Here is a 22,045-nt window from a genome sequence, read left to right as displayed (position 1 = left end):
TCGATCGACCTAACAAGGCAAACGAATAGTAAACAAACTACCATTTCCTAGCTCCGATTTTGCCTCAATGGTACCGCGGTGAGCTTCCACTATTTGGCGACACAAATGGAGTCCCAAACCAGTGCCAGATCTTTTGTGAGTTCCCGGCCCAAACCTTTGAAATAACTTGGCTTGTTCCGCTGGGGAAATCCCCGCACCAGTATCTTGAATTTCAATGACAACCCAAGCTAGTGGTTGGTTTTTGAAGCTCGTAAAATCGGGAGAATTTGCCGCTTTTAAGCGAATGTCTATGGAACCGCTGTCAGTGAATTTAATCGCATTTCCGATTAAATTTGTTAGCAAACGGTACAACTCCAGGCGATCGCCGGGATACTTAGCAATGGGAGCACTTTCTGCACTTTCTGTCAAGTCTAAATTCACTGACAAACCTTTAGCATCGGCTAAGGGTGCGAGTTCTTCGGCTACTTCAGTAATTAGCTGTCGCAAGTCAACGGCTGCAAAACTTAGGGATTTGCCACCTGCTTCGTAGCGGTATACTTCCAGCAACATATTTACCATACTGATCAGGTTTTTGTTGCTGCGAACCATCGTACCGAAAGCCTCGTGCATGGGGAGGGAGATTTCTCCCAGAGCACCTTGCTGCATTAAGGTTAACATTCGATCGGCTGCTACCAGGGGTGTCCGCAAGTCGTGAGCGAGTCGGGAGACAAAATCTTCTCGTTGAAGCGCGATCGAATTGCGCTCGTCTACGCTGTGTTTTAGTCGCAGGAGCGATCGCACCCTCGCCAGTAGCTCGTCCATTTCCACCGGTTTGCGGATGAAATCATCTGCTCCCATGTCCAACCCTTGCACTACGCTAGCACTGTCGTGAGCGGTGATCAGCAAAATCGGAATAAACGGCAATTCTGTTTTTTGCCTAATTCTTTTAGTCACTTCGTAACCATCCATTCCCGGCATCATCACATCTAGCAACAATAAATCTGGGGGAGATTTTTCAATTTGCAGCAAGGCCGAAAAACCATTATCTGCACTACTAATTTCGTAACCTTCTTCTTCCAGAATTGTCTCTACCAATAAAACATTATCTGGAGCATCGTCTACAACCAGAATGCGATCGACCTTGGTAGCATTCGGAACAGATAAATATTTCATTGAATTCTTGACCTGCTATTTTATACTATTTTTTTTAGTCTTCGACACCATTTTTTCACAGTTTGTAACTTTTGAACTCTCTCCTAGGGAATATATAAATATATTCACAATATTTAGCTATTAACTTCACAATTTTTATACAATTTTGCACAGTGATGCGATATGATTCACTACTTTGTTGCCATAGTATGCACGCCGTCCCAATCATCGGGTGGAGAGACTTTCAAGTAATTTAGAGAGCGTTCGATGTGAACTTCAACAGGTTTATCTTTTTGTCTGATTGCCAAGGCAGCCTCAAAAAAACTAATAGCTTGTTGAAAATTTCTAGCAATATAAGCCTCACGACCATTTTTGTAAAGTTCCAAGAACCTTTGAGTTTCCCCGTCTATAGGTTCTGAACTACTTTGTAGCAATTCGTAAATACCAACTGGCTGATTTTTGCCCTTAACTCGCACCTTATCTAACTCTCGCACCCAAATGCGATCGCTACACAAACTCAGGGTAAATTCACTCAAAATTATATCGCACCCATACTCCTTGGTAAGTTGTTCCAGGCGAGAACTCAAATTCACCGCATCCCCAATTACCGTATAGTCCATGCGTTTTTGAGAACCAATATTTCCTGAAACCACCTCTCCCGAACTAATCCCAATACCAAAACGAAATGGAATTTCACCGGGGCGAGAATCATTAAACTCTTTGAGCCGCTTTCTCATGTCCAAAGCTGATTTAACCGCCATCCAGCCATGAATTTCCGGGGGATTGAGCGGTAAGGGCGCGCCGAACACAGCCATTAAAGCATCACCGATAAACTTGTCTAAAGTACCTTCGCAGTGGAAAACAGCCTCCACCATCGTCTCAAAATACTGATTGAGCAGAGCAACAACTTCCGATGCTCCCAAATTTTCCGTCAGCGTGGTGTAGCCGCGAATATCTGAAAATAAAATAGTGACATCCTTGCGTTCCCCCACCATCAGGGCGTCGTCACCCAAGGCCATCACTTGTTCCACGACTCCGGGAGTCATGTAGCGAGACATAGTAGTTTTCATCCGCTTTTCGCGGCTGATATCTTCGAGTACCACCAAACCCCCCCGCACGCCTCCTTCGGGATTAGTCAGGGGGTTAACAGTCAAATTCAAACTGCGTTCAATTACCTTAATGTGAGAGCCGGAAATGGGGAGCGGACAGTAAGGGTAATAGGTAGCAGAATTATCAAGGGCGAATAGAGATTGGGAATTAGCCAATTGTAGCACTGCTAATTCTTCAGCCCAAGCAGCATTTTCGCCCCAAGCATAATATAAACTAGGGTTATTGGGAGCGGGGACTGCCAAAATATAATTTTCTGTATCGGGGGAATTTAGAGATTTTTCTATCAAAAGTCCGAGGGTTAAACTTTGTTCGGGAACGTAATGTCTAGCAGCATGATTCAGGCTGTCTTGTAGTCGAAATTGCAAATTTTCGATCGGCAAAACTTCCCAAACATAGCGATTTATCAGTTTGTGTTCCCAAAGCTGGGGATTATCTTTAGTTTTATCTTGATTTACCGGACAGCCCAAAAGTTCGAGAGCAGCCTCATTGATAGTGACAATACGCCCCTGAAAATCAGTGGAAATAACCGCATCAGAAAGACTTTGTAACATATCTTTCTGATACTGTTTTTCGACCATCATATTTTCAAACAATTGAGAATTTTGCAGTGCCATGCCCGCCTGGGAATTGAAAGCCCGCAGAAATTCTTCATCGGAATTAGTAAAAGTTCCTTGGTTTTTATTAATTAGCTGAGTTACGCCGATCAACTCACCTTTAGCGTTATAAACTGGCATACACAAGACAGTGCGAGTGCGATATCCTGTTTGCTGATCTGTAGTGGGGTCAAAACGGGGATCGTCGTAAGCATCTGTAATATTGAGAGTTTGACCTGTAGAAGCCACATAGCCCGCAATTCCCCTATTAGCGGGAATGCGGATTTTAATCATAGTTTTGCCATCAGCCTTGGCGAGTTTTGTCCAAAGTTCGTTAGTTTCCCGATTTAATAAAAATAGCGTACTGCGGTCTGCCTGCATCAAGTCACGAGCTTGATCCATGACCGAGCGCAAAGTTGTTTCCAAGTCAAGACTTTGACCCAAAGTTGTCGTAGCTCTCAAGAGTGCCGCCACCCCTCGCTGATTGCGAGCGACGACATAGAAAGACTGACAGCTTTCGAGAATAATCCCGATCGAATCTGCAAACACCCGAAACTGTTGTTCGTCCTCTTCGTCAAAAGGTACATCCCCTGCTTTATTCAAAAGTCTGACTACAGCTACAGGTTCAGTTTCGCTCTTGCTACTAAAAATTGGCATACAGAGGATGCTCTTGATTTGATAATCACAAGGTTCATCTACTTCTGAATTGAACAGCTCGTGTTCTCTGGCTTCTACGACATTGATCGATTTTCCAGTAGTTGCGACATAGCCCAAAATACCTGCATCCATCGGTAAACGAACTTCTACAGGTTTGCCGATAGTAACATCGACGGTTTTGTGCCAAAGTTGATTTTTGCTGGAGTCCACCAAAAAAATTGTCGTCTTGTCTGCTTGAAGGATGAGACCAATTTTGACAGTGAAGGCATCTAAAAGTTGCTCTAAGAGACTTTCGAGGGCTTCATTGTTAATCAGATCCATCGCCCGGATAAATTGCTGAAATTCAGCCGTGATAAAGTCCAGCAGACAGACTAATTCAGGAACTGGCAGGTTCTTAACACGGGAGGTTAATGCTCCCATCAGATTGACTTGAGTCAGTGTAGCCAGAACGCTACCAGCATTGGAGAATGTCATGATTAACTGCTTTTTTCGGAGGGTAGAGTGACCACTTATCAAAAACTAGATTTTGCTCGTGATTAAAATTTTGAGTTAATTTAACACTAAATGACTAGGTTAACCCGATTTTTGTATTTTGGTAATTTGGGTAGTTCAGTAAATTTACTTGGGTATTTTGTATAAGCTTTGAGCGTGGCTTTATGTACTACCCAAGCTGGCTCTAACTGCCTGATTTGTTGATGTACTTTGGTCAGAAGTACATTGTCATCAGGGAAATGAGACATAATTATTATAGACATCGTTTTTTTAAGAACCCCAATCTTGATGATGACCAGTCAAAATCGAGGTGCACTTAAGTTATAATACCCAATTAGCTGTATCTGCCAATTCACGATCGACTCAAAACCTCCAACGGGGAGATAAGTTCGCAGTTTTTTGCCCGATAGACAGTCACAGCATTGGATTCCTGGTATTGATGTGTCGCGGTTTCAGCCCATGCACCAGACCAAATACAGTCCGATCGAAGGCGTTTGATGTTACCCACACAATATTTTCAGGAAGCTATTCATAGTTTAATGTTAAACCAAGGAGGAGAATAGCTACGGCAATTGGAGCAGTAAAAAAACTTGGACTCTCGACAGAAAATCCTCACCCAATCCCTACTGTAATAAATTGTTGTCAATCCGTCACGCCACAGAAGACATGGACTCAGCAAAAATCACCGATTGATAGTAGCGCCGCAATTGTCCAGAAGCCGCGGCCCAACCCCAGCGTTCGGCTTCTGTGCGGGCGCTTTGGCGCAGATGTTCCCGTTCTGCGGGGTTTGCAAACAAACGCTGGGTAGCAGTAGAGGCTCCCATGTCATCAGTGGGGTCAAATAAATAGCCGTTAACGCCGTCAGTGACAATATCAGGAATTCCACCACTGCGTGCCGCCACTACGGGTGTCCCAGCAGCCATTGCTTCTAGGAGTACCAGGCCGAGGGTTTCGGTGCGGGAGGGAAAAATGAAGGCATCAGCAGATGCGTAAGCTGTTGCGAGTTCTTGGCCCTTGAGATAGCCGACAAAATTGGTGGGAGTGCCGGCAAAATATTGTTCTAGGGTTTGTCGGTGGGGGCCATCTCCCACGAGGGCGAGGCGGGCGCCTGGAATGGCTTCGAGAACTGGTTTGATAGCTTCAATTTCCTTTTCTGCACCGAGGCGGCCGACATAAAGTAACAGGGGACTATCGGGGTGATTTTGGGAAAGACGCGATCGCATTTCTCGACTAGCCAATTCCGGGACAAACATCTCAGTATCCACACCCCGCTGCCATAAGTCTACGCGATCGATCCCATGACTTCTGAGTTCCTCCACCATTGCTGTAGAAGTGCACAAATTCAGCTCTGCTTGATTGTGAGCACCTTTAAGTAATTCCCACAATAAAGGTTCCAGCATTCCAAAACCGTAGTGGTGCAAATACTTAGGTAAATGAGTGTGGTAAGAAGCCAAAATCGGAATATTGAGCTTTTTGCCATAATATATGCCACCCAATCCCAAAATAGCAGGATTAACCACATGAATAATATCCGGTTTAAACTGCTCTAATTGACGACCGATCGCCGGACTGGGCAAGGCCATTTTCAATTCCGGGTACATCGGCAAAGGTAAACCCTCAACACCATAAACCCTGGCCCCTTTATATTCTGTAATTCCGTAATCTGGGGAAAAGATGAGAACCTGTTCGCCCGCGCGTTGTAAGTGGTCTACAGTGTGAATCAGCCTAGTAACAATGCCGTCTATTTTCGGCCAGAAAGTTTCAGTGAAAAGAGCAATTCTCATAATAAATTGTTGAGGAAACCGAAAATTGTGCCAGAATGTGACGACCTGTTTTTAGCCATTTACTCGCTTGATTTAAATAGAGTTCTGTTAGCAGCTTCATCACCAGTAATTACGCTCTCTAATTTTTTAATTAACCGCAGAGGACACAGAGGACACAGAGCAAGAGAGCCAAAGATAGAGGGAAATTCATTCATAACTTGTAAACCCTTCTCTTCCCTTCTTTCCTCTTCCTTCGCGCCCTTCGCGCCTTCGCGGTTCCCTAAAAAAACTATTGCACCGCAGCTATCTGCCAGAACTTACCGCCAAGAAACCTTGGGTAAAATCTGATTTTTATCGACCCGATGCTGATATTTTGTAGCAAAATTCAGCAGAGAATCAAGCAGAGAATCCGACAAATAATGCGGTTGCAAACCGAGGTCTAACAGATTGCTGTTTTTCGCATTGAAATAATGTTCTTCTTTCTCGACCCTCGGATTTTCCAGGTGATTGATTTCTACCTTTAATCCCATTGCCGTGCCTGATTTTTGCACCAATGCAGCCAAGTCGCCGACACTGAATTGTTCAGTGAATTGGTTGAAGACGCGCAATTGTCCAGCTTGGGCGGGAGTGGCGATCGCCAATTCGACGCATCGCACAGTATCCCGAATGTCCAAGAAGCTGCGGGTTTGCCCACCAGTACCATAGACTGTCAAAGGATGACCGATCGCAGCTTGAATGCAAAATCTGTTCAAAGCTGTACCGAATACTCCGTCGTAGTCCAAACGGTTGATTAACAGTTCGTCCATGCCGGTTTCATCTGTGAGTACGCCGTAGACGACTCCCTGATTCAAGTCGGTGGCTCTTAGCCCCCAAGTTTTGCAGGCAAAATGGATATTGTGCGAATCGTGGACTTTACTTAAGTGATAAAAACTTCCAGGCTGTTTGGGATAGGGTAGTGTATCCTTGCGCCCGTTGTGTTCGATCGTAATATAGCCTTCTTCGATGTCAATATTCGGCGTGCCGTATTCGCCCATTGTCCCCAATTTCACTAAGTGACAGTCGGGGAAATCTTCGTGAATGGCGTAAAGCAGGTTCAGTGTCCCAACTACATTATTGACTTGGGTGAGGACTGCGTGTTCGCGATCGATCATCGAAAAAGGTGCCGAACGCTGTTCGCCGAAATGGACTACAGCCTCTGGTGCAAATTTTCTCATGCTTTTGCTGAGAAAATCATAGTTGGTGATGTCACCGACAAACAAGTCGATCGACTTACCCGTTAAATCTTGCCATCGCTGGAGTCGTTGCTGAATCGGTGCAATGGGAGTGAGGGTGTCGCTGCACAGTTCCAGATCCCAGTGCCGCCGCACAAAGCTGTCGAGGATGCCAACTTCGTAACCTTTGTTGGAAAGGTAGAGTGCGGTTGCCCAACCGCAATAGCCATCGCCACCAATAACCAGGACTTTCATAAAACAAAGGTGAATCTTGCTTACCAATACTGGGTTAATGTACCAGGTATTGGTGCATTCTGAACCTTTAATCAAGGGAGTTCTTTGCTAAATCGCCCCTTGTTTTTTTGTATTAAACCTGAATTTCATCGGCGAAGCTAGCTCGACGGGTGAATTCAAAGGGACCGGCCAGGGCGCCCCAGACGTGGGCGTCGGTTTCTGGGTCCCGCCCGCGATCGTGACTAATAAATTTGTCTCCATCAATCTCGAATTCGCTGTCTAGATAGGTGTTTTTGCCCTTTCTGACCACCATACAGCCTTTTCCTGGTTCAACGCACCCTTTGAAGCTGTGGCCGGTCCAGTGCGTAATAAAGGTGCACCCCGGCATTAGTTTAAATTCTGCTTTTTTGAGTTCTTGGAGTCGTTGGAGATCGCGGGAGGCGCCGTAGAATTGTTCTTCGTTGTCGATCGCGTAATTTTCGATATCGATGCGATCGCCCTTCGGCACTAATTTTAACACTCGGACTCGGTACGGCGTGTTGAGTTCGATGTCATAGGCTTGTTCTAGATAGAGACTGAGGCCGCCCAAAAGTTCCACGGGTAGGGGTCTCATGCAGACGCGGATGTGGGCAAAGAAGGGCGGATTTTCAAAAGCTTGGGCTTGGTTGCTGAAGTCGGAGGCCATCCAGCGGCCGAGGGTGAGGATATCGGTGGAATGAGACATTGCGATTTGAAATTGAGGGAAGTAGAAATTATTTTAGGGGAAATGAAGACGCGATCGCGCTTGAGATCCCCAACTTATTAAGGTAATATAAATTTATGAAGTAGCCACGGCTTGACATGAAACTACCCGATCGCATCACAACCTATAAATACCCGATTAAAAGTCACGTAGAACTCGAAGCGGAGTTTAATAGCCTTGCACAAGAATGGCGTGACCAGACAAGGATGCTGTCATTAGTTACACAAAAATCAATGCACCCAGCTTATCAAAGAATTATTGGCATGGGACAGCCTGTTGTACCGTTAATTTTTCGGGATCTCGAACAAAAACCAGATCATTGGTTTTGGGCATTGAGGGCAATTACTGGTAATAATCCGGTAAAGCCAGAACAGCGCGGTCGAATGAAACAAATGGCTCAAGCGTGGATACAATGGGGAAAAGAACACGGTTATGAATGGTAGGCTAGAATATCGCAAACTGTTGAGATTTCCTAATTTAGAAAATACTGAATATGAAGTAACAAGTGAAGAAACAGTAGATTATAATTGCTTTGCTTTCGTAGCTGGTGAAGAGGACTGTAGATGGGACCCGGTAGACCCAGATGGATACTGGCCCGATGGTGTACCAAGAGAGTTAACGTTGGATGCTTTTATCAAGGCTTATCAAACTATTGGATATGAATGTTGCGATAATGGTGACATTGAACCGGGCTTTCAAAAGATAGCAATATACACCTATAACGGTGAACCACAGCACGCTGCCCTACAAGAAGAAAATGGTATGTGGAAAAGTAAATTAGGGGATTGGGAAGATATCCAACATGAATTAAAAGGGTTAGAAAATCCTAATTATTATGGGGTGGTTCAACAAATTTTAAAACGAATGCTGTAATTGATGAAGAGCGATCGTGTTTTATAGCAAGTGCGATCGCTCCTTGATTAAATTTAAGAGAAGTATTTACGCCATAAATCTACAGATCAAACTACAGATTTTTGGCGCAAATACTTCGCCCAAATGATAGTTTTACCAGAGGTTAAAATCCTCTGGTTCTCGCATCTAAATTAGTAAATTAGATGAGTTTGACAGCCCGCAGACCAAACATCAACACTGTCGCCAAGCCCAGCATTCCGCCGAAAAGCCCAAAATAAGTTATTGCTCCGCTAAGAGTCATTGCAATTTCTCCAAAACAATCAATAAAAAGACCTTATCTTCTAGCGTACCATACTAGATAGACACTATATCAGCATTAACCGGAAGGTTTGAAAGTATTTTTTTAGACTTGAAAACTTAGAAATTAAAGCCGTCGTCAAAGGTGATGTGCTAAGCCTAACGGCTGCGTTTATCCTGCCCTTCGACTCTGCTTAGGGGGCGCGTAGTCCAAGGACTTAAGATAAACTCTGTCACAGTGCCGGGGTTTTAAACCCAATTTTCTGATAATCTAAAATCTCATATCTAAAGTAGATAAATATGAAATCAGTAATTAAAGTTGACTTAGGACCAGAATCTTACAATATTTGCGTGCGATCGGGCGGTTTAGACGAACTCGGCACTATGCTCGGTGGGCTGAATTTGGGCAAAAAAGTGCTGCTAGTGTCGAATCAGTCGATTTTTCGGCATTACGGAGAAAAGACGGCTGCTTCCTTGGAATCGGTGGGTTTTCATGTCGGTAACTGTATTCTACCACCAGGGGAACAGTACAAAACTTTAAATTCGGTGCAGAAGATTTACGGCGCTGCTTTGGAAAACCGCTTAGAACGTTCTTCGACGATGGTGGCTTTGGGTGGCGGAGTGGTTGGCGATATGACGGGTTTTGCTGCTGCGACTTGGTTGCGGGGAATTAATGTTGTCCAAGTTCCGACTTCTTTGCTGGCGATGGTTGATGCTTCTATTGGTGGTAAAACCGGGGTTAACCATCCTTTAGGGAAGAATTTAATTGGGGCTTTTCATCAGCCTCGTTTGGTGTTAATTGACCCGGATGTGCTCAAAACTCTGCCGGCGAGGGAGTTTCGCTCGGCCATGGCGGAAGTGATTAAGTACGGGGTGATTTGGGATGTGGAATTGTTCGAGAAGTTGGAGAGTTGCAAGCGTTTGGATCAGATGCGCTACGTGAAGGCGGATTTGCTGGCAGAAATTTTGAGCAGGTCTTGCCAAGCTAAGGCGGATGTGGTAAGCAAGGATGAAAAGGAGTCTGGTTTGCGGGCGATTTTGAATTACGGACACACCATTGGCCATGCGGTGGAAAGTTTGACTGGTTACAAGTTGGTGAATCACGGGGAAGGTGTGGCCATCGGTATGGTGGCTGCGAGTCGGTTGGCTGTGGAATTGGAAATGTGGGACCGAGAATGCGATCGACGTCAGTTAGCTTTGCTGGGAAAGGCTGGTTTGCCTACGAAATTGCCCGCTGGTATGGATGTTGAGGAGATTTTGAAGACTTTACAATTGGACAAAAAGGTGCAGGATGGTAAGGTGCGGTTTGTGCTACCAGTGCGCCTGGGTGAGGCGGCGGTGAGCGATCGCGTGGATGGAGATGTGATTTTACAAGTTTTGAAGGAAATGCTTTAGGAAGTCATTAGTCAGTAGTCATTAGTCAGTAGTCATTAGTCAGTAGTCAGTAGTCATTAGTCAGTAGTCATTAGTCAGTAGTCAGTAGTAATTAGTCAGTAGTCATTAGTCAGTAGTCAGTAGTCATTAGTCAGTAGTCATTAGTCAGTAGTCATTAGTCAGTAGTCAGTAGTCATTAGTTTGTCCTAATCACCAATAACGCATAATTCATGACTCATAACCTATGCAGCTTAGGAACCGCTAGATTGCGAATTAATTTCTTGCAAAATTTGCTCGACTCTCTTGGCTTGTGAAACTCTACCTTGTTTGATGAATAATTCCTGAGCTTTTTTGAGGCTGGCTACTGCTTCTGCTTGGTCTTCTTTGACTCCTTGTTGGTAAAGTCCGACTCCTAAATTGTTTAAAGCATCGGGATATTGGCTGTTAATTTTAATTGCTTGTCTCCACTCCAAAATTGCATCTGGCAATTGTCCTTGACTGGCCATGGCTACGCCCAAATCGTTGTGAGCTTTGGCGTGCTGCGGGTTTAGTTGAATTGCTTGTCGAAATTGGGCGATCGCCTCGCTCATTTTACCTTGGGCTGAGAGCAAGGTTCCCAACTTATAGTAAGCATCTCCCTGTTTCGGAAAACGCGTAATCAGTTGTTGGTACAAAATTTCGGCATTGGCCAGGTTTCCTTGATTGTAAAGGTCGTTGGCGATCCTCAAGGCTACTGTGTATCCTTTGCCCACAACTTCGCACTTTTTCTCGGAGTTGCCTTCCTGTTTGCAAATCCTGAGTTCGTCTCCCTTCATCTCGTAGGAGAGAACTTCCCGAACTGGGCCGCGGGGACTTCGTGGCGGGGTGTTTTGGGACTGCAAGTTTTGGGAAATTTGGAGGGTGCTGGGTTCAGCTTGTACCGCTGGTACAAGTGCTAAAGCGCTCATTGCTCCCGTTGCCAAAATGCTTGGGGCGATCCAGATCAACATTTTTAAAGGGCGAAACTCTCGATCGTTTTTCATATATTGTGTGGCAACGTGTTTTTGATATCCTGGGTTTCACACCCTGTCAGAGTCTGAGCAAATGGGGGCGCACTATTAAGAAGTTATTAACAGTCGAGATATTTTAGCACTGTGTGGCATATTTTGCGTTAAATTAGAGTAGAATTCCGATCAATTATTCAGTAAACTTAGCAGGAAAGTAGAAATGGGGCAGTCTATTCTAGCCATGCTCGTTGCGCTCATCCTCGGCTACGCTGTTAACTCCTCTGTGAAAATAGTCAGCGGCGGCGACGAAGCTTTAGTCGAACGTTTGGGCCAATACAAGCGCACTCTCAAGCCCGGATTCCACTTTATCAGTCCCGTGGTAGAGAAAGTAGTCTGCGTGGACACAACCCGCGAAAGAGTTTTAGATATTAAACCTCAGTCAGCCATCACGGTAGATAATGTGGTTCTCGACGTCGATGCCGTGGTGTATTGGCGAGTTGTAAATTTGCAGAAAGCTTATTACGGCATCGATCAAATTGAAAATGCGATCGCCAACTTAGTTTTAACTACGTTTCGTGGTGAAATTGGTCGGTTGCCGATGAAAGAGATTTTCGGTTCCAGAGATGACATGAATAAGCAGTTACTCAAGAAATTGGACGAAGCTACTGAAACTTGGGGTGTCAAAGTCATCCGGGTCGAAATTCAAAGCATTACACCTCCAAAAAGGGTGCAAGAAGCTATGGAATTGGAGCAGGCAACCAAGAGCGAGTGGCAAGCAATGGTCAATAAAGCTACTGGTACTAAGGAGTACATGAAACTCTTAGTGGAGGCTCTCGATTCCCATCCCAATAGTAAGCAAGTTTTGAATTACTTAGTAACAGAAAAATACTTAGATGCTCAACAAAAATTGGGCGAAAGCGATAACGCCAAAATTCTGTTTATGGACCCAAAAAACATGACAGAAGCTCTTAACGAGTTGATGGGTTCTATGTCTGATATTGAACCGCACTCTCACCATGAGGACATGAAAGTTATCGATACTCACGCTAGTCAAGACTGATTTCTGAAGATGGCGTCGGCTACCTGACAGACATCGTGCATTTCTCTGACATCGTGAACTCGTAAAATATCCGCCGAATTCGCGATCGCACCTGTACAAGCCGCCGCTGTCCCCCAAACTCTTTGTTTCGCTTCGGGCTGATTCAAAATCTTGCCGATGAAGCTTTTTCGCGAGACTCCGACTAAAATCGGACAGTCTAAATAACGAAATTTCCGCAAATCACGCAGAATTTCTAAATTCTGACTGTGAGTTTTAGCAAAGCCAATACCGGGGTCGATAATTATTTGAGATGTGTGAATACCTGCTGCAACGGCTGCCGCAATTCTAGCTTCTAAAAATTCGCTAATTTCGCCAATTAAATCGTGATAATCGGTTAGTGTTTGCATGGTTTGGGGCGTTCCCCGAAGGTGCATCAAAATTATTGGTACTTTTAACTTGGCAACGGTTGACAGCATTGCTGAGTCAAAGGTAGCTCCTGAAATATCGTTAATTATATCAGCTCCCGCAGCCACAGCCGCCTTAGCAACCATGGATCTGGTAGTATCCACAGAAATAGGTATATCTGCAAAAATAGTTGCTTTTTCTCTCAGGATTTGGACAACTGGAAGGACTCGATCCAGTTCTGCTTGTAAGGATATTTCGGCTGCACCGGGTCTGGTAGATTGACCACCAATATCAATAATATCAACCCCGTTTTTTACCATATTTTCAGCTTGCATTAGAGCCGATTCTATGGTATTGAAATCGCCACCATCACTAAAACTATCAGGGGTAACATTCAAAACGCCCATTAAATAAGTGCGTTTTCCCCACTCGAAAGATTTATTTCTAATTGTAATTGTTTTGTGATTAACAGTCATATTATGCCACTAAAATACGCAGTAAGGACGGGGAGGGTAGGCAAAGTTTGACTTCGCTCAAAAAGCTATTTTTATCATCTGTCAATCAGCAGAATTACAAATTTTCCGCCTGACTTCTCATCAACCGTTGCACGCTGACTAAAGCCCGATTTAATTCATGATTTTTTCTTTCTGAGTTTTGTAAAAAAGCCTGTTGTTCTTCCTCAATCATCAACACATCCTGCCGCACCAAACCATCCAATAACTTTTGAGCCGCACCGAAACAAATATCTTTAATAAACCTGCGGAACCACACAGGCAATTTGTGCAGTCGCCAAAAGGCATTTAATGAGGTAAAGTGAATTAAATAAGCACGGGTTGCCGTCTCGCTCACCGGACAAACCAAGCAATAAATCTTAAAGTCATTGCCCAAAGTGGAAACCCAGTGGGGGTAAACATAACTCACCTCTAAAGGTTCCGGGTGCAGTTGTCGCAAAGATTTAAATAATAACTGAGAGATTGACCAAATTTTATCTATTTTGTAATAACTTTCGGCCTGGTAAAGAGCCGTTACTTGGTGTTCATCTTCTTCTAAAGAATCTAGCACAGGATTGGCCCAAGCTTGCCAGTCTTCGTGCAAATGTCCGTGATACATATCCATCAAATTTTCAATCAAAAATGAATGGTGTGCCTGACAGTCAATTACTGCAACTGTGGCAATATAATTGAGATGTTCCCACTCTGGGAAGCTCAATAAATTAATTTCTTCGGCTTTGGTCTCATCGCCGGGAAATATCCAGATAAAACCAGATTCTTCCTTGACTGGAAAGGAGCGAATTTTGCAGTTAGGTAGCTTTTGATTTTCTGCTAAATAATCTATTTCTGCACATTCTCCTCTGGTATTTAAGCGCCATCCGTGGTAAGCACATTCTATTAAGTCACCTTTGATTTTACCGTGACTAAGTTTAACTTGTCGGTGCGGACATCTGTCTTCTAAAGCGTTGATTTTGCCTGAACTATCGCGAAATAGGACGATGGCCTGATGCCAGACCATCGCAGCTAGTGGCTGAGTTGTGACTTCTGTAGTGCGAGCCACAGTATACCAGTGATTGAGATTAATTCCCAACTGGCGGATGTGAGTTTTTTCCGTGTTCTGAGATGGAGATTGTAGGGTATTATTTTGCATGATAAATATTTCCTAACTACGGCAAGCTTAACATTCGGGCAGGAGCGGGTTTCACCAAGCATAAATAACGATGACAAACCATCTAAATAAACCGGCCCCCACTGGATGTAGCAGCAATCAGCAAGAAGCAATAATCAATAACAGCAAGTGTTTGAGCTATCAAAAAAGCGATCGGGGCAATTAGCAGTTATCAATTACCCAAGAACGCTCATCATTCCCATCGAAATGGATTTGATATTAGAGAATCTTCAAATCTTCCCACTCTAAACTACTTGCACTTCTTTTTCCCCAGCTACAGGTTCTTGATATACTGTCTGAGATTCATTAGCCAAAAATTCAGCTAATTGAGCTTCTATTTCATCCCGCACAATCTGACGGTATTCCAGAAAATGCTCGTTGTGGGCACACACCGTCAAGTAATGATCCCAAACCGCAGGATTGCGCTTGAGAATGCTGAACAAATGATGCCAGAATTTCCAGCGAGTGTTACGCTTGACTCCTTGTCGCCAAACCACTGTTAGCAGCGCCCGCAAATCGATCAAACTCGGAATTCGAGCGGGTATCTTGGCTGTGGGTGCGCCTAACATTAAGAAATGCCGATAAGTTCGGTCTAAATATTTCTGGGCATCGTATACATCAGAAAATGCTTGGACATACTCCCTCGCAATATCTTCTAAGGGCCGCGTGGGAATGAAGTTCATCAAAGTAGTCTGGTTGAGATTACCAGATTTGTCGCGCAGTCGCCCTTCTTTGGCGAGTCTGTGGGACAATGCAGTGTGGGGCAAAGCTTGCAGCATTCCAAAGGTTGTACTGGGAATGGCTGCTGCTTCGGCAAAGTCTACAATCCGCTGACCGGCACCGGGTTTTTCGCCGTCAAATCCGATGATGAATCCTGCCATTACTCGCAAACCTGTTTTTGCAATCAACTCTACGGATTCTATCAGGGAATTTCGGGTATTTTGGAATTTTTTGGTCATTTGCAGGCTTTCTTCATCGGGAGTTTCAATCCCTAGAAATACTGCATTGAAATTGCAAGCTACCATCATCTCCATCAATTCTTGGTCTTGGGCTAAATCGATGGATGCTTCTGTGTTGAAAGTAAAGGGGAATTTGTGTTCTTCTTGCCAGATTTTTAAGTCGGTTAGCAATAGTTTGACGTTGCGTTTGTTGCCGATAAAGTTGTCGTCTACCATGAACACGCCGCGCCGCCAGCCTAGGTTGTAAAGGCTGTCTAATTCTGCGATTAGTTGTTGGGGGTTTTTGGTGCGTGGTTTCCGCCCGTAGAGGATGATGATGTCGCAGAATTCGCACTGGAATGGACAGCCTCTGGAAAATTGAATTGACATGGAGTCGTAGGCGTCTAATTCCAGTAAGTCGAAGCGGGGAACTGGGGTTGTGGTAACATCGGGTTTGATGCCGTCCGATCGATAAATTCCACTTGTTTCGCCTCTGTTTACCGCTGCTACGAACATTGGTAGGGTGATTTCGCCTTCGTCGAGAATCAGATAATCTATGCCGGCTGCTTGAGGTTCTTCGGGTACGGAGGTGGGGTAGGGGCCGCCGCAAGCCACTGATTTACCGCGCCGTTTGGCTTCGCGAATGATGTCTAGCAAGTCTTCTTTTTGGACAATCATGGCTGAGAGGATGACGAGTTGGGCCCACTCCCATTCTGCTTCTGTGATTTGTCTGATGTTGCGATCGACTAACTTAAATTCCCATTCTTGTGGTAGGATAGCTGCTACTGTTACCAAACCCAGCGGTGGTAGTAGGACTTTGCGATCGACTAATTCTAGAATTTTCTCGTAGGACCAAAATGTTTTGGGAAACAGGGGATAAACCAGTAAAACTCGCATCGTATGTTAAACCTCACATTAGTATCAGACTTGCGATCGCCCAGGCGAATTGAGTGCGATCGACCCTGAAGATATCATGTTAGTTGTAAAATCGAGATTTTGCACCTCTATCGCAGATAATTTCAGGGCGATCGGTCCCTAAGTATCTCTAAATAACAGACAAATCAGCCAGATTTTTAGCTTTAATTTCCTGTTAACGCCTGTAAATGCTGACATCTTATCTTACATCGAAACCAAATACCCAGGTCAGATTTTCGCTATCAACTATCAATTATCAACTGTCAACTGTCAACTGTCAACTGTCAACTGTCAACTGTCAACTGTCAACTTTTAATATCTTTCCCCGGAATCCCGCTAGTCCTTAACATATCGGCAATCGTGCCGCAATAACTCGGCAATCCAATAGTTTCGGGATTGACAAAATTGTGATAAGTAAAATGGCGATAGCTAATACAAAATCTATCCCAAGCAGCTAATTGAATTCGGAACAGCCAAATAAAGAAATTCGCCAGCCCTGGTGACAGAGTAATCCGAAAAAATATCTTTTTATTCAAATAAGCACAAGCTTGTTCTACTGCTTGATTAGCTGTAAGCGGAGAATTTCCTAGCACAAAATGTCGCGGTTCCTCAGAAACTGCCGGATGTTCGACTAAATAATTAACTACTGTGGCAATATCAGCGCCGTGGATGAAGTGAAAACTGGCATCTGCCTTCAACCAACGAATCAAACCAATCCATTTTGCTACTTCTGGAATACCTGAAGAAAGGTGAGAAACAGGTTTATTGGCATCTCCGCCCAAGACTAATGTGGGGTAAAGTGCTGTAATCGGAGGCACATTTTGTAACTCTGACAATTGAGTCATACACTCATATTTCGAGCGAACATAATCCGTACCTAATTCCCCTGCTTCCTTGAGCAAATTATTATCATTGCCGAGAATGCTGGCAGTTGAAAAGTAAATTACTTGTTGACAAGTTTGTGGCGAAAGTAACTGAATCAGGCGGAGGGTTTTGTTGACATTAACATCAAAAACTTCTTGAGTCCCCCCCCAAGCAGTTGCAGCCAAAATCGCCACATCTATTGTTTGGAGAAGTTCGGCATATTGCTCGATATCTCGCATATCGCCTTGCAATATGTTGATGCCGGGACGGGCTTTGGTGTCAAATTTTAATTTATCGGGGTTGCGAACTAATAAGTAAAGTTCGTGGTTTGTCTGTTGAATCAAAGTTTCGGTCATGTAGTGACCGATACAGCCACTTGCACCCGTTATGAAAATTTTTTTTGTCATTTGCAGAAGGGGAAGGGAAGATGGCAAGGGGAGAATTGAGCTGTTTTCCTCGTTACCAGGCTCTGGCCTGGTAACGCAGATCCGGAGGCTCTGCCTCCAATTTGTCTGATAGCAAACGAGGCAGAGCCTCTGGACATAGGTTCCCAGGCAGAGCCGGGGAACCAGTATTGATATTTGAGCCGATTATATAATCGAAACCCAATCAAATTCAAGCAGTAACTGCAAGCAATTTGTCGGCTTGTTTGGCGGTTTCAAAGAAGAAACGCACGTTGTCTTCCGGTGTTCCTGGTAAGACGCCGTGTCCCAAATTGAGGATGTGTCCGCGCGGGCCAGCTTTACGAATGGTATCAAGAATGCGATCGCGAATAAACGGTTGAGAGCCAAACAAGACACCGGGATCTAAATTGCCCTGAACGTTCATGTTGCGGCCCAAACGTCGGCGCGCATCGGCCATATCCACAGTCCAATCGACGCTAACAATATCGGCACCGGATGTTGCCATACGTTCGAGAATGCCTGCACTTCCAGTGACTAACAGAATGAGTGGCGTGTCGGGATGGGTTTTTTTGACTTGCTCGAATACTTGTTTTTGGTAAGGTAGAGCAAAAGTATCGTAGTCTTGGGGGGAAAGTTGGCCAGCCCAGGAGTCGAACATCTGCACTACTTGGGCGCCACAGTCGATTTGATAGCGGACGTAAACGGCGATCGCATCTGCAAACTTTGACAGCAACTGATGTAGTAAAGTTGGATCGGAAAATGCCATGTTTTTGATAATCGCATAATCCTTGGAACCTTTGCCCTCAACGGCGTAGGCGGCCAGAGTCCAGGGCGCGCCGACAAAGCCGAGTACAGTGGATTTGTTGCCGACTTCTGCGCGCAGGGATTTGAGGATTTCTTTGATGAAAGGCAAGCTTTCTTCGGGATTCAGCGGTTGTAATGCGTCGATTTGCTGCTGAGTGCGGATTGGTGAGTGGATAATCGGGCCTTTACCTTCGGCGATATCCATATCGATGCCCAAACCAGGCATAGGTGTCACAATATCGGAGAACAGAATTACGCCGTCGGGTTGAAATGCGTGCCACGGTTGGAGGGAAACTTGAATCGCAACTGCGGGAATTTCGGAACGTTCGCGAAAGGATGGGTACTTTTCTCGCAAATCTCGATAGGCTTTCATGTAGCGGCCGGCTTGGCGCATCATCCAGACGGGAGGGCGTTCTAGGGTTTCGCCACGGGCTGCCCGCAACAGCAAGGGAACTTCATTTAATGCTGACATCTTAATTTTTCTCGGATTTAGCTAAACAGACGGGAATCCCCACACTAGATCGCTTCGATTAGTGTGGGATGAAAGGCGCGGTGAGGCGAGGATTCCACCCGTCAACCAATTCAAAACTATGTTTTGAGCGGTGGGCGGGTGGATGACGAGATAAACAAACTCTTTATTCGAGAGGTCTATTTTCTCCTTCAATACACTTTTTTGATCATTTCATAATTATGTCGTCAGTCGAATTTTGGTAATAAAAATTAACATTTGAGGATAGAAACCTCTCTGATTCTATGAATAAAATATTCACTCATAAACTTGACAGCAAGTAACGTATTCAAGTACAGTAACACTAATTGATAAGTAGCGACTGCAATTTAATATTGGCCACGCAGCAATGAGAACTTCTTACCAGTATCGATTACGTCCAACAAAGTTGCAAGCCACTGAGATTGACAGATGGTTGTCAATGTTGTGTGCACAGTACAACTATTTGTTGGCAGATCGATTCAACTGGTACGAACAAAACCGCTCCTCCATCAATGCGTGTCCGCTAGTTTGCTACTTGCCTGAACTGCGAGATAATCCAGATTACTACAGTCAGAAAAAGACGTTACCTCACCTCAAAAAAACTCATCCTTGGTATGCCGGGATTTACTCTCAAGTCCTCCAAGATGTAGTTAAGCGAGTTAAAGTAACTTTCGATCGTTTTTTAAAAGGTGATAGCAGCGGAAAACGTAGCGGTAGACCGAGATTTAAGCCGCGTAGTCGTTACCGCACGTTTACTTATCCTCAAGTTAAAGACGGCTGTCTACAAAATAACTTAATCAACTTGCCGATGCTCGGAAAAGTTAAAGTTATTTTACACCGTTCAATACCTGCTGGCTTAAAAATCAAAACTGTCTCTATCACCAAAAAAGCTGATGGTTACTATGTGACTCTCAGCTTAGAAGATTCAACAGTCCCTGAGATCAAACCAGATTTCAATCCTCAAAAGATTGTTGGAATTGATGTAGGGCTGAAAGATTTTTTGACAACCTCAGAAAACGAGACTGTGGCAATTCCTCAACATTACCGCAAAGCTCAAAAACGCCTGCGAACCATTCAGAAGCGAGTCTCACGTCGCAAAAAAGGCAGTAACCGCAGGCAAAAAGCAGTTAAGCAACTGGGGAAGTGTCACAAGAAAGTAACGGACAAACGTAAAGACTTTCATTTCAAAACTGCCAACGATCTTTTGAATAAATATGATGTTGTTGCAGTTGAAGACTTGAATGTTAAGGGACTTGCTCGTACAAAGCTAGCTAAATCTGTGTTGGATGCTGGGTGGTCAAGGTTTCTGTCGATACTGACAAACAAAGCCGTAAATGCTGGTTTGTTGGTGATGACCGTATGTGCCTACAATACTTCACAAGATTGTTCTAGTTGTGGTGAAAAAGTACCAAAAAAGCTGCATGAAAGATGGCACGACTGTCCGAATTGTGGATGCAGTCTTGACCGCGACCATAATGCAGCTATCGTGATTAAAAATAGGGCGGTGGGTCATCCCGTCTTTAAAGCTCAGTTAATGTCCGAAGCAATAGCTGGAGTCGCTGAGAAGCCTGCACCATACTGTACTCAGTGGGTGTAGGAGAATGTCACGTATTTTAATGCCTTTGGTAGCTTACCATTGCGCGATCGCCCTTTTTGACAAAAAATTCATCTGTTGGTCCTGACGGGGCATGGGGACACGGCGGTTTCATTCTCAGGTATAGTAACCGCCAAGTCAGTCGGCGGTTGAAACCGCTACTCTACAAACAAAGTCCACGCAACGCGAGACTGAAGAAATTCAACCCGCTTGGAGTGGGTTTCGTCTGTGTAGACGCGGTTTCTAACCACCGCATTTATAAGCGATAATCAAACAGAGCCAATTCGACGCTCGATCGCATTATAGAATCGATCGCCCATATCACCCATCCCCACCTCAATCAACCCTAGATTATCCGCACTCACCACCCGCAAAGGCGAGTTAGCACCCCCAACCACACCGATTTTTTGCCACATTTTCGGCAAATATTCTTCCAGATAAGCTTCCCAAATACCTTGATTTTTGGGGGCGACAGAAACAACAATGCAATTGCCCATTTCACCAAACAAAACCTCATCCCAACGGCTAACACTTGCCGAATTTCCACCTAGATGAACCTCTGCACCCAGTTTACCAGAGATACAGGATTCTGCGAGGGCGATCGCAATTCCACCCTCCGCACAATCATGGGCAGAACATACCCAACCTTGCCGAATTCCATCGCGACAAACTGCTTGCACTTTTCTTTCTAGCTCAAAATTAATTTTTGGCGGTTTTCCGGCAATAATTCCGTGAATGGCTGCCAAATATTCCGACCCTCCCAAAGTAGGAGAAGTGGCAATTTCTGAATTTTCAGATGACGAATTTTCAGTGGAATTCATGGTAATAGCATCGTCGGATTTTCCAATCCCCAACACATAAATTAAATCGTCTTTATTTTGCCAACCTTGACCGCAAATCTTCGTCAAATCAGCAATCAATCCCACCATTCCAATTACCGGAGTTGGATAAATGGGTTGAGGATTGCCATCAGAATCGATAGTTTCATTGTAAAGAGAAACGTTCCCACCAGTCACAGGTGTTTTCAACTCCCGACAAGCATCTGCAATCCCGCGACAAGCGGATGCTAACTGCCAATATCCAATGGGTTTTTCGGGACTGCCAAAATTCAGATTATCTGTAACTGCAATCGGTTCCGCACCCACACAACTTAAGTTTCGGGCAGCTTCGGCTACCACGGCTTTTGCACCTTCGTAAGGATCGAGATAAACATAGCGAGAATTGCAATCAACGGTGGCCGCCACTCCGGGAATAACCCCCCCCGGCCCCCCCTTGGTAAGGGGGGGAGAAAGTTCGGGAGTTTCTCTACCTTGTGCCTTCTTAAATAAGGGAATAGCCTCTGCTTCCTCTTGAAGCGTCGTCTTAGTAAGGGCAGGTTCTTCCTCTTGAAGCCCCCCCTTACTAAGGGGGGGTTGGGGGGGTTTTTCTTGCCCCTTAGTAAGGGCAGGTTCTTCCTCTTGAAGCCCCCCCTTACTAAGGGGGGGTTGGGGG

At 44.8% G+C, this 22,045-nt stretch carries 18 protein-coding genes; 5 read left to right on the top strand and 13 right to left on the bottom strand.

Annotated features, from left to right (window positions below):
- Nucleotides 1–9: 9 nt before the first annotated feature.
- From ACBR23_RS18430 to ACBR23_RS18410, 5 genes are all read right to left on the bottom strand, one after another.
- Nucleotides 10–1,152, bottom strand: a complete 1,143-nt coding sequence (locus ACBR23_RS18430; protein ID WP_371117661.1) for a response regulator — start codon at nt 1,150–1,152, stop codon at nt 10–12.
- 170 nt (nt 1,153–1,322) lie between these two features.
- Nucleotides 1,323–3,965 (bottom strand): GAF domain-containing protein, encoded by a 2,643-nt coding sequence (locus tag ACBR23_RS18425; protein WP_341736689.1) that lies wholly within the window; start codon nt 3,963–3,965, stop codon nt 1,323–1,325.
- 668 nt (nt 3,966–4,633) lie between these two features.
- The gene (locus ACBR23_RS18420; RefSeq protein ID WP_341736687.1) at nt 4,634–5,767 is read right to left on the bottom strand and encodes a glycosyltransferase; all 1,134 of its coding nucleotides are present in this window, start codon (nt 5,765–5,767) and stop codon (nt 4,634–4,636) included.
- Between the two features lie 296 nt (nt 5,768–6,063).
- On the bottom strand, nt 6,064–7,212 hold the full coding sequence (locus tag ACBR23_RS18415) for an NAD-dependent epimerase/dehydratase family protein (RefSeq protein WP_341736686.1): 1,149 nt from the start codon (nt 7,210–7,212) through the stop codon (nt 6,064–6,066).
- Between the two features lie 112 nt (nt 7,213–7,324).
- Nucleotides 7,325–7,915, bottom strand: a complete 591-nt coding sequence (locus ACBR23_RS18410; RefSeq protein WP_371117662.1) for a chromophore lyase CpcT/CpeT — start codon at nt 7,913–7,915, stop codon at nt 7,325–7,327.
- A 116-nt stretch (nt 7,916–8,031) separates the two neighbouring features.
- Here ACBR23_RS18410 and ACBR23_RS18405 point away from each other — a divergent pair, with 116 nt between their 5' ends.
- Together ACBR23_RS18405 and ACBR23_RS18400 are read left to right on the top strand one after the other, a co-directional pair.
- Nucleotides 8,032–8,376, top strand: a complete 345-nt coding sequence (locus ACBR23_RS18405; protein WP_371117663.1) for a hypothetical protein — start codon at nt 8,032–8,034, stop codon at nt 8,374–8,376.
- Entirely contained in the window at nt 8,366–8,806 is a 441-nt protein-coding gene (locus ACBR23_RS18400; RefSeq protein WP_371119831.1) for a hypothetical protein, read from the top strand. Before ACBR23_RS18405 ends, ACBR23_RS18400 begins: the two co-directional genes overlap by 11 nt.
- Nucleotides 8,807–8,984: 178 nt before the next feature.
- Here the strand turns inward: ACBR23_RS18400 and ACBR23_RS18395 are convergent, their stop codons facing one another.
- Nucleotides 8,985–9,086, bottom strand: coding sequence for a cytochrome b6-f complex subunit PetL (locus ACBR23_RS18395; protein ID WP_340523689.1), 102 nt, complete (start codon nt 9,084–9,086; stop codon nt 8,985–8,987).
- A 296-nt stretch (nt 9,087–9,382) separates the two neighbouring features.
- Here ACBR23_RS18395 and aroB point away from each other — a divergent pair, with 296 nt between their 5' ends.
- On the top strand, nt 9,383–10,477 hold the full coding sequence (aroB, locus tag ACBR23_RS18390; RefSeq protein ID WP_341740100.1) for a 3-dehydroquinate synthase: 1,095 nt from the start codon (nt 9,383–9,385) through the stop codon (nt 10,475–10,477).
- Nucleotides 10,478–10,707: 230 nt separating this feature from the next.
- On the opposite strand, the gene ACBR23_RS18385 is transcribed toward aroB, so the two are convergent.
- Nucleotides 10,708–11,478: a tetratricopeptide repeat protein gene (locus tag ACBR23_RS18385; protein WP_371117665.1), complete on the bottom strand. Its 771-nt coding sequence runs from the start codon at nt 11,476–11,478 to the stop codon at nt 10,708–10,710.
- A 184-nt stretch (nt 11,479–11,662) separates the two neighbouring features.
- Between ACBR23_RS18385 and ACBR23_RS18380 the strand changes: the two genes are divergently transcribed.
- Nucleotides 11,663–12,502: an SPFH domain-containing protein gene (locus ACBR23_RS18380; RefSeq protein WP_340520485.1), complete on the top strand. Its 840-nt coding sequence runs from the start codon at nt 11,663–11,665 to the stop codon at nt 12,500–12,502.
- On the opposite strand, the gene folP is transcribed toward ACBR23_RS18380, so the two are convergent.
- The 5 genes from folP to hemE form a co-directional block, all read right to left on the bottom strand.
- Nucleotides 12,493–13,362 carry a dihydropteroate synthase gene (gene folP, locus ACBR23_RS18375; RefSeq protein ID WP_371117666.1) on the bottom strand — a complete coding sequence of 290 codons (870 nt, stop codon included), beginning with the start codon at nt 13,360–13,362 and terminating at the stop codon, nt 12,493–12,495. The two genes, ACBR23_RS18380 and folP, sit on opposite strands and share 10 nt — an antisense overlap.
- 94 nt (nt 13,363–13,456) lie before the next feature.
- Complete coding sequence (locus ACBR23_RS18370) at nt 13,457–14,527, bottom strand: aromatic ring-hydroxylating dioxygenase subunit alpha (protein WP_341740103.1); 1,071 nt, start codon at nt 14,525–14,527, stop codon at nt 13,457–13,459.
- A gap of 263 nt (nt 14,528–14,790) precedes the next feature.
- Nucleotides 14,791–16,380, bottom strand: coding sequence for a B12-binding domain-containing radical SAM protein (locus tag ACBR23_RS18365; RefSeq protein WP_371117667.1), 1,590 nt, complete (start codon nt 16,378–16,380; stop codon nt 14,791–14,793).
- A 323-nt stretch (nt 16,381–16,703) separates the two neighbouring features.
- Complete coding sequence (locus ACBR23_RS18360; protein ID WP_371117668.1) at nt 16,704–17,669, bottom strand: NAD-dependent epimerase/dehydratase family protein; 966 nt, start codon at nt 17,667–17,669, stop codon at nt 16,704–16,706.
- A 208-nt stretch (nt 17,670–17,877) separates the two neighbouring features.
- Nucleotides 17,878–18,942, bottom strand: coding sequence for a uroporphyrinogen decarboxylase (hemE, locus tag ACBR23_RS18355; RefSeq protein ID WP_371119832.1), 1,065 nt, complete (start codon nt 18,940–18,942; stop codon nt 17,878–17,880).
- Nucleotides 18,943–19,327: 385 nt separating this feature from the next.
- Here hemE and ACBR23_RS18350 point away from each other — a divergent pair, with 385 nt between their 5' ends.
- Complete coding sequence (locus ACBR23_RS18350) at nt 19,328–20,557, top strand: RNA-guided endonuclease InsQ/TnpB family protein (protein WP_371117670.1); 1,230 nt, start codon at nt 19,328–19,330, stop codon at nt 20,555–20,557.
- Between the two features lie 266 nt (nt 20,558–20,823).
- On the opposite strand, the gene ACBR23_RS18345 is transcribed toward ACBR23_RS18350, so the two are convergent.
- The coding region (locus ACBR23_RS18345) for an AIR synthase related protein (protein ID WP_371125668.1) at nt 20,824–22,045 on the bottom strand (1,222 nt) is incomplete at its 5' end.

Origin of the sequence: Microcoleus sp. (genome assembly GCF_041354475.1) — a bacterium.
GTDB lineage: Bacteria > Cyanobacteriota > Cyanobacteriia > Cyanobacteriales > Microcoleaceae > Microcoleus.
Note: the sequence above shows the minus strand (reverse complement) of the source record. Positions and strands in the feature narration are given on the sequence as shown.

Bases quoted from the DNA above. Each gene is read 5' to 3' on its own strand.
- ACBR23_RS18410 (WP_371117662.1), bottom strand. From the start codon at position 7,915: ATGTCTCATTCCACCGATATCCTCACCCTCGGCCGCTGGATGGCCTCC.
- aroB (WP_341740100.1), top strand. From the start codon at position 9,383: ATGAAATCAGTAATTAAAGTTGACTTAGGACCAGAATCTTACAATATT.
- hemE (WP_371119832.1), bottom strand. From the start codon at position 18,942: ATGTCAGCATTAAATGAAGTTCCCTTGCTGTTGCGGGCAGCCCGTGGC.
- ACBR23_RS18365 (WP_371117667.1), bottom strand. From the start codon at position 16,380: ATGCGAGTTTTACTGGTTTATCCCCTGTTTCCCAAAACATTTTGGTCC.
- ACBR23_RS18430 (WP_371117661.1), bottom strand. From the start codon at position 1,152: ATGAAATATTTATCTGTTCCGAATGCTACCAAGGTCGATCGCATTCTG.
- ACBR23_RS18380 (WP_340520485.1), top strand. From the start codon at position 11,663: ATGGGGCAGTCTATTCTAGCCATGCTCGTTGCGCTCATCCTCGGCTAC.
- ACBR23_RS18420 (WP_341736687.1), bottom strand. From the start codon at position 5,767: ATGAGAATTGCTCTTTTCACTGAAACTTTCTGGCCGAAAATAGACGGC.
- ACBR23_RS18425 (WP_341736689.1), bottom strand. From the start codon at position 3,965: ATGACATTCTCCAATGCTGGTAGCGTTCTGGCTACACTGACTCAAGTC.
- ACBR23_RS18405 (WP_371117663.1), top strand. From the start codon at position 8,032: ATGAAACTACCCGATCGCATCACAACCTATAAATACCCGATTAAAAGT.
- folP (WP_371117666.1), bottom strand. From the start codon at position 13,362: ATGACTGTTAATCACAAAACAATTACAATTAGAAATAAATCTTTCGAG.
- ACBR23_RS18350 (WP_371117670.1), top strand. From the start codon at position 19,328: ATGAGAACTTCTTACCAGTATCGATTACGTCCAACAAAGTTGCAAGCC.
- ACBR23_RS18400 (WP_371119831.1), top strand. From the start codon at position 8,366: ATGAATGGTAGGCTAGAATATCGCAAACTGTTGAGATTTCCTAATTTA.
- ACBR23_RS18360 (WP_371117668.1), bottom strand. From the start codon at position 17,669: ATGACAAAAAAAATTTTCATAACGGGTGCAAGTGGCTGTATCGGTCAC.
- ACBR23_RS18395 (WP_340523689.1), bottom strand. From the start codon at position 9,086: ATGACTCTTAGCGGAGCAATAACTTATTTTGGGCTTTTCGGCGGAATG.
- ACBR23_RS18385 (WP_371117665.1), bottom strand. From the start codon at position 11,478: ATGAAAAACGATCGAGAGTTTCGCCCTTTAAAAATGTTGATCTGGATC.
- ACBR23_RS18415 (WP_341736686.1), bottom strand. From the start codon at position 7,212: ATGAAAGTCCTGGTTATTGGTGGCGATGGCTATTGCGGTTGGGCAACC.
- ACBR23_RS18370 (WP_341740103.1), bottom strand. From the start codon at position 14,527: ATGCAAAATAATACCCTACAATCTCCATCTCAGAACACGGAAAAAACT.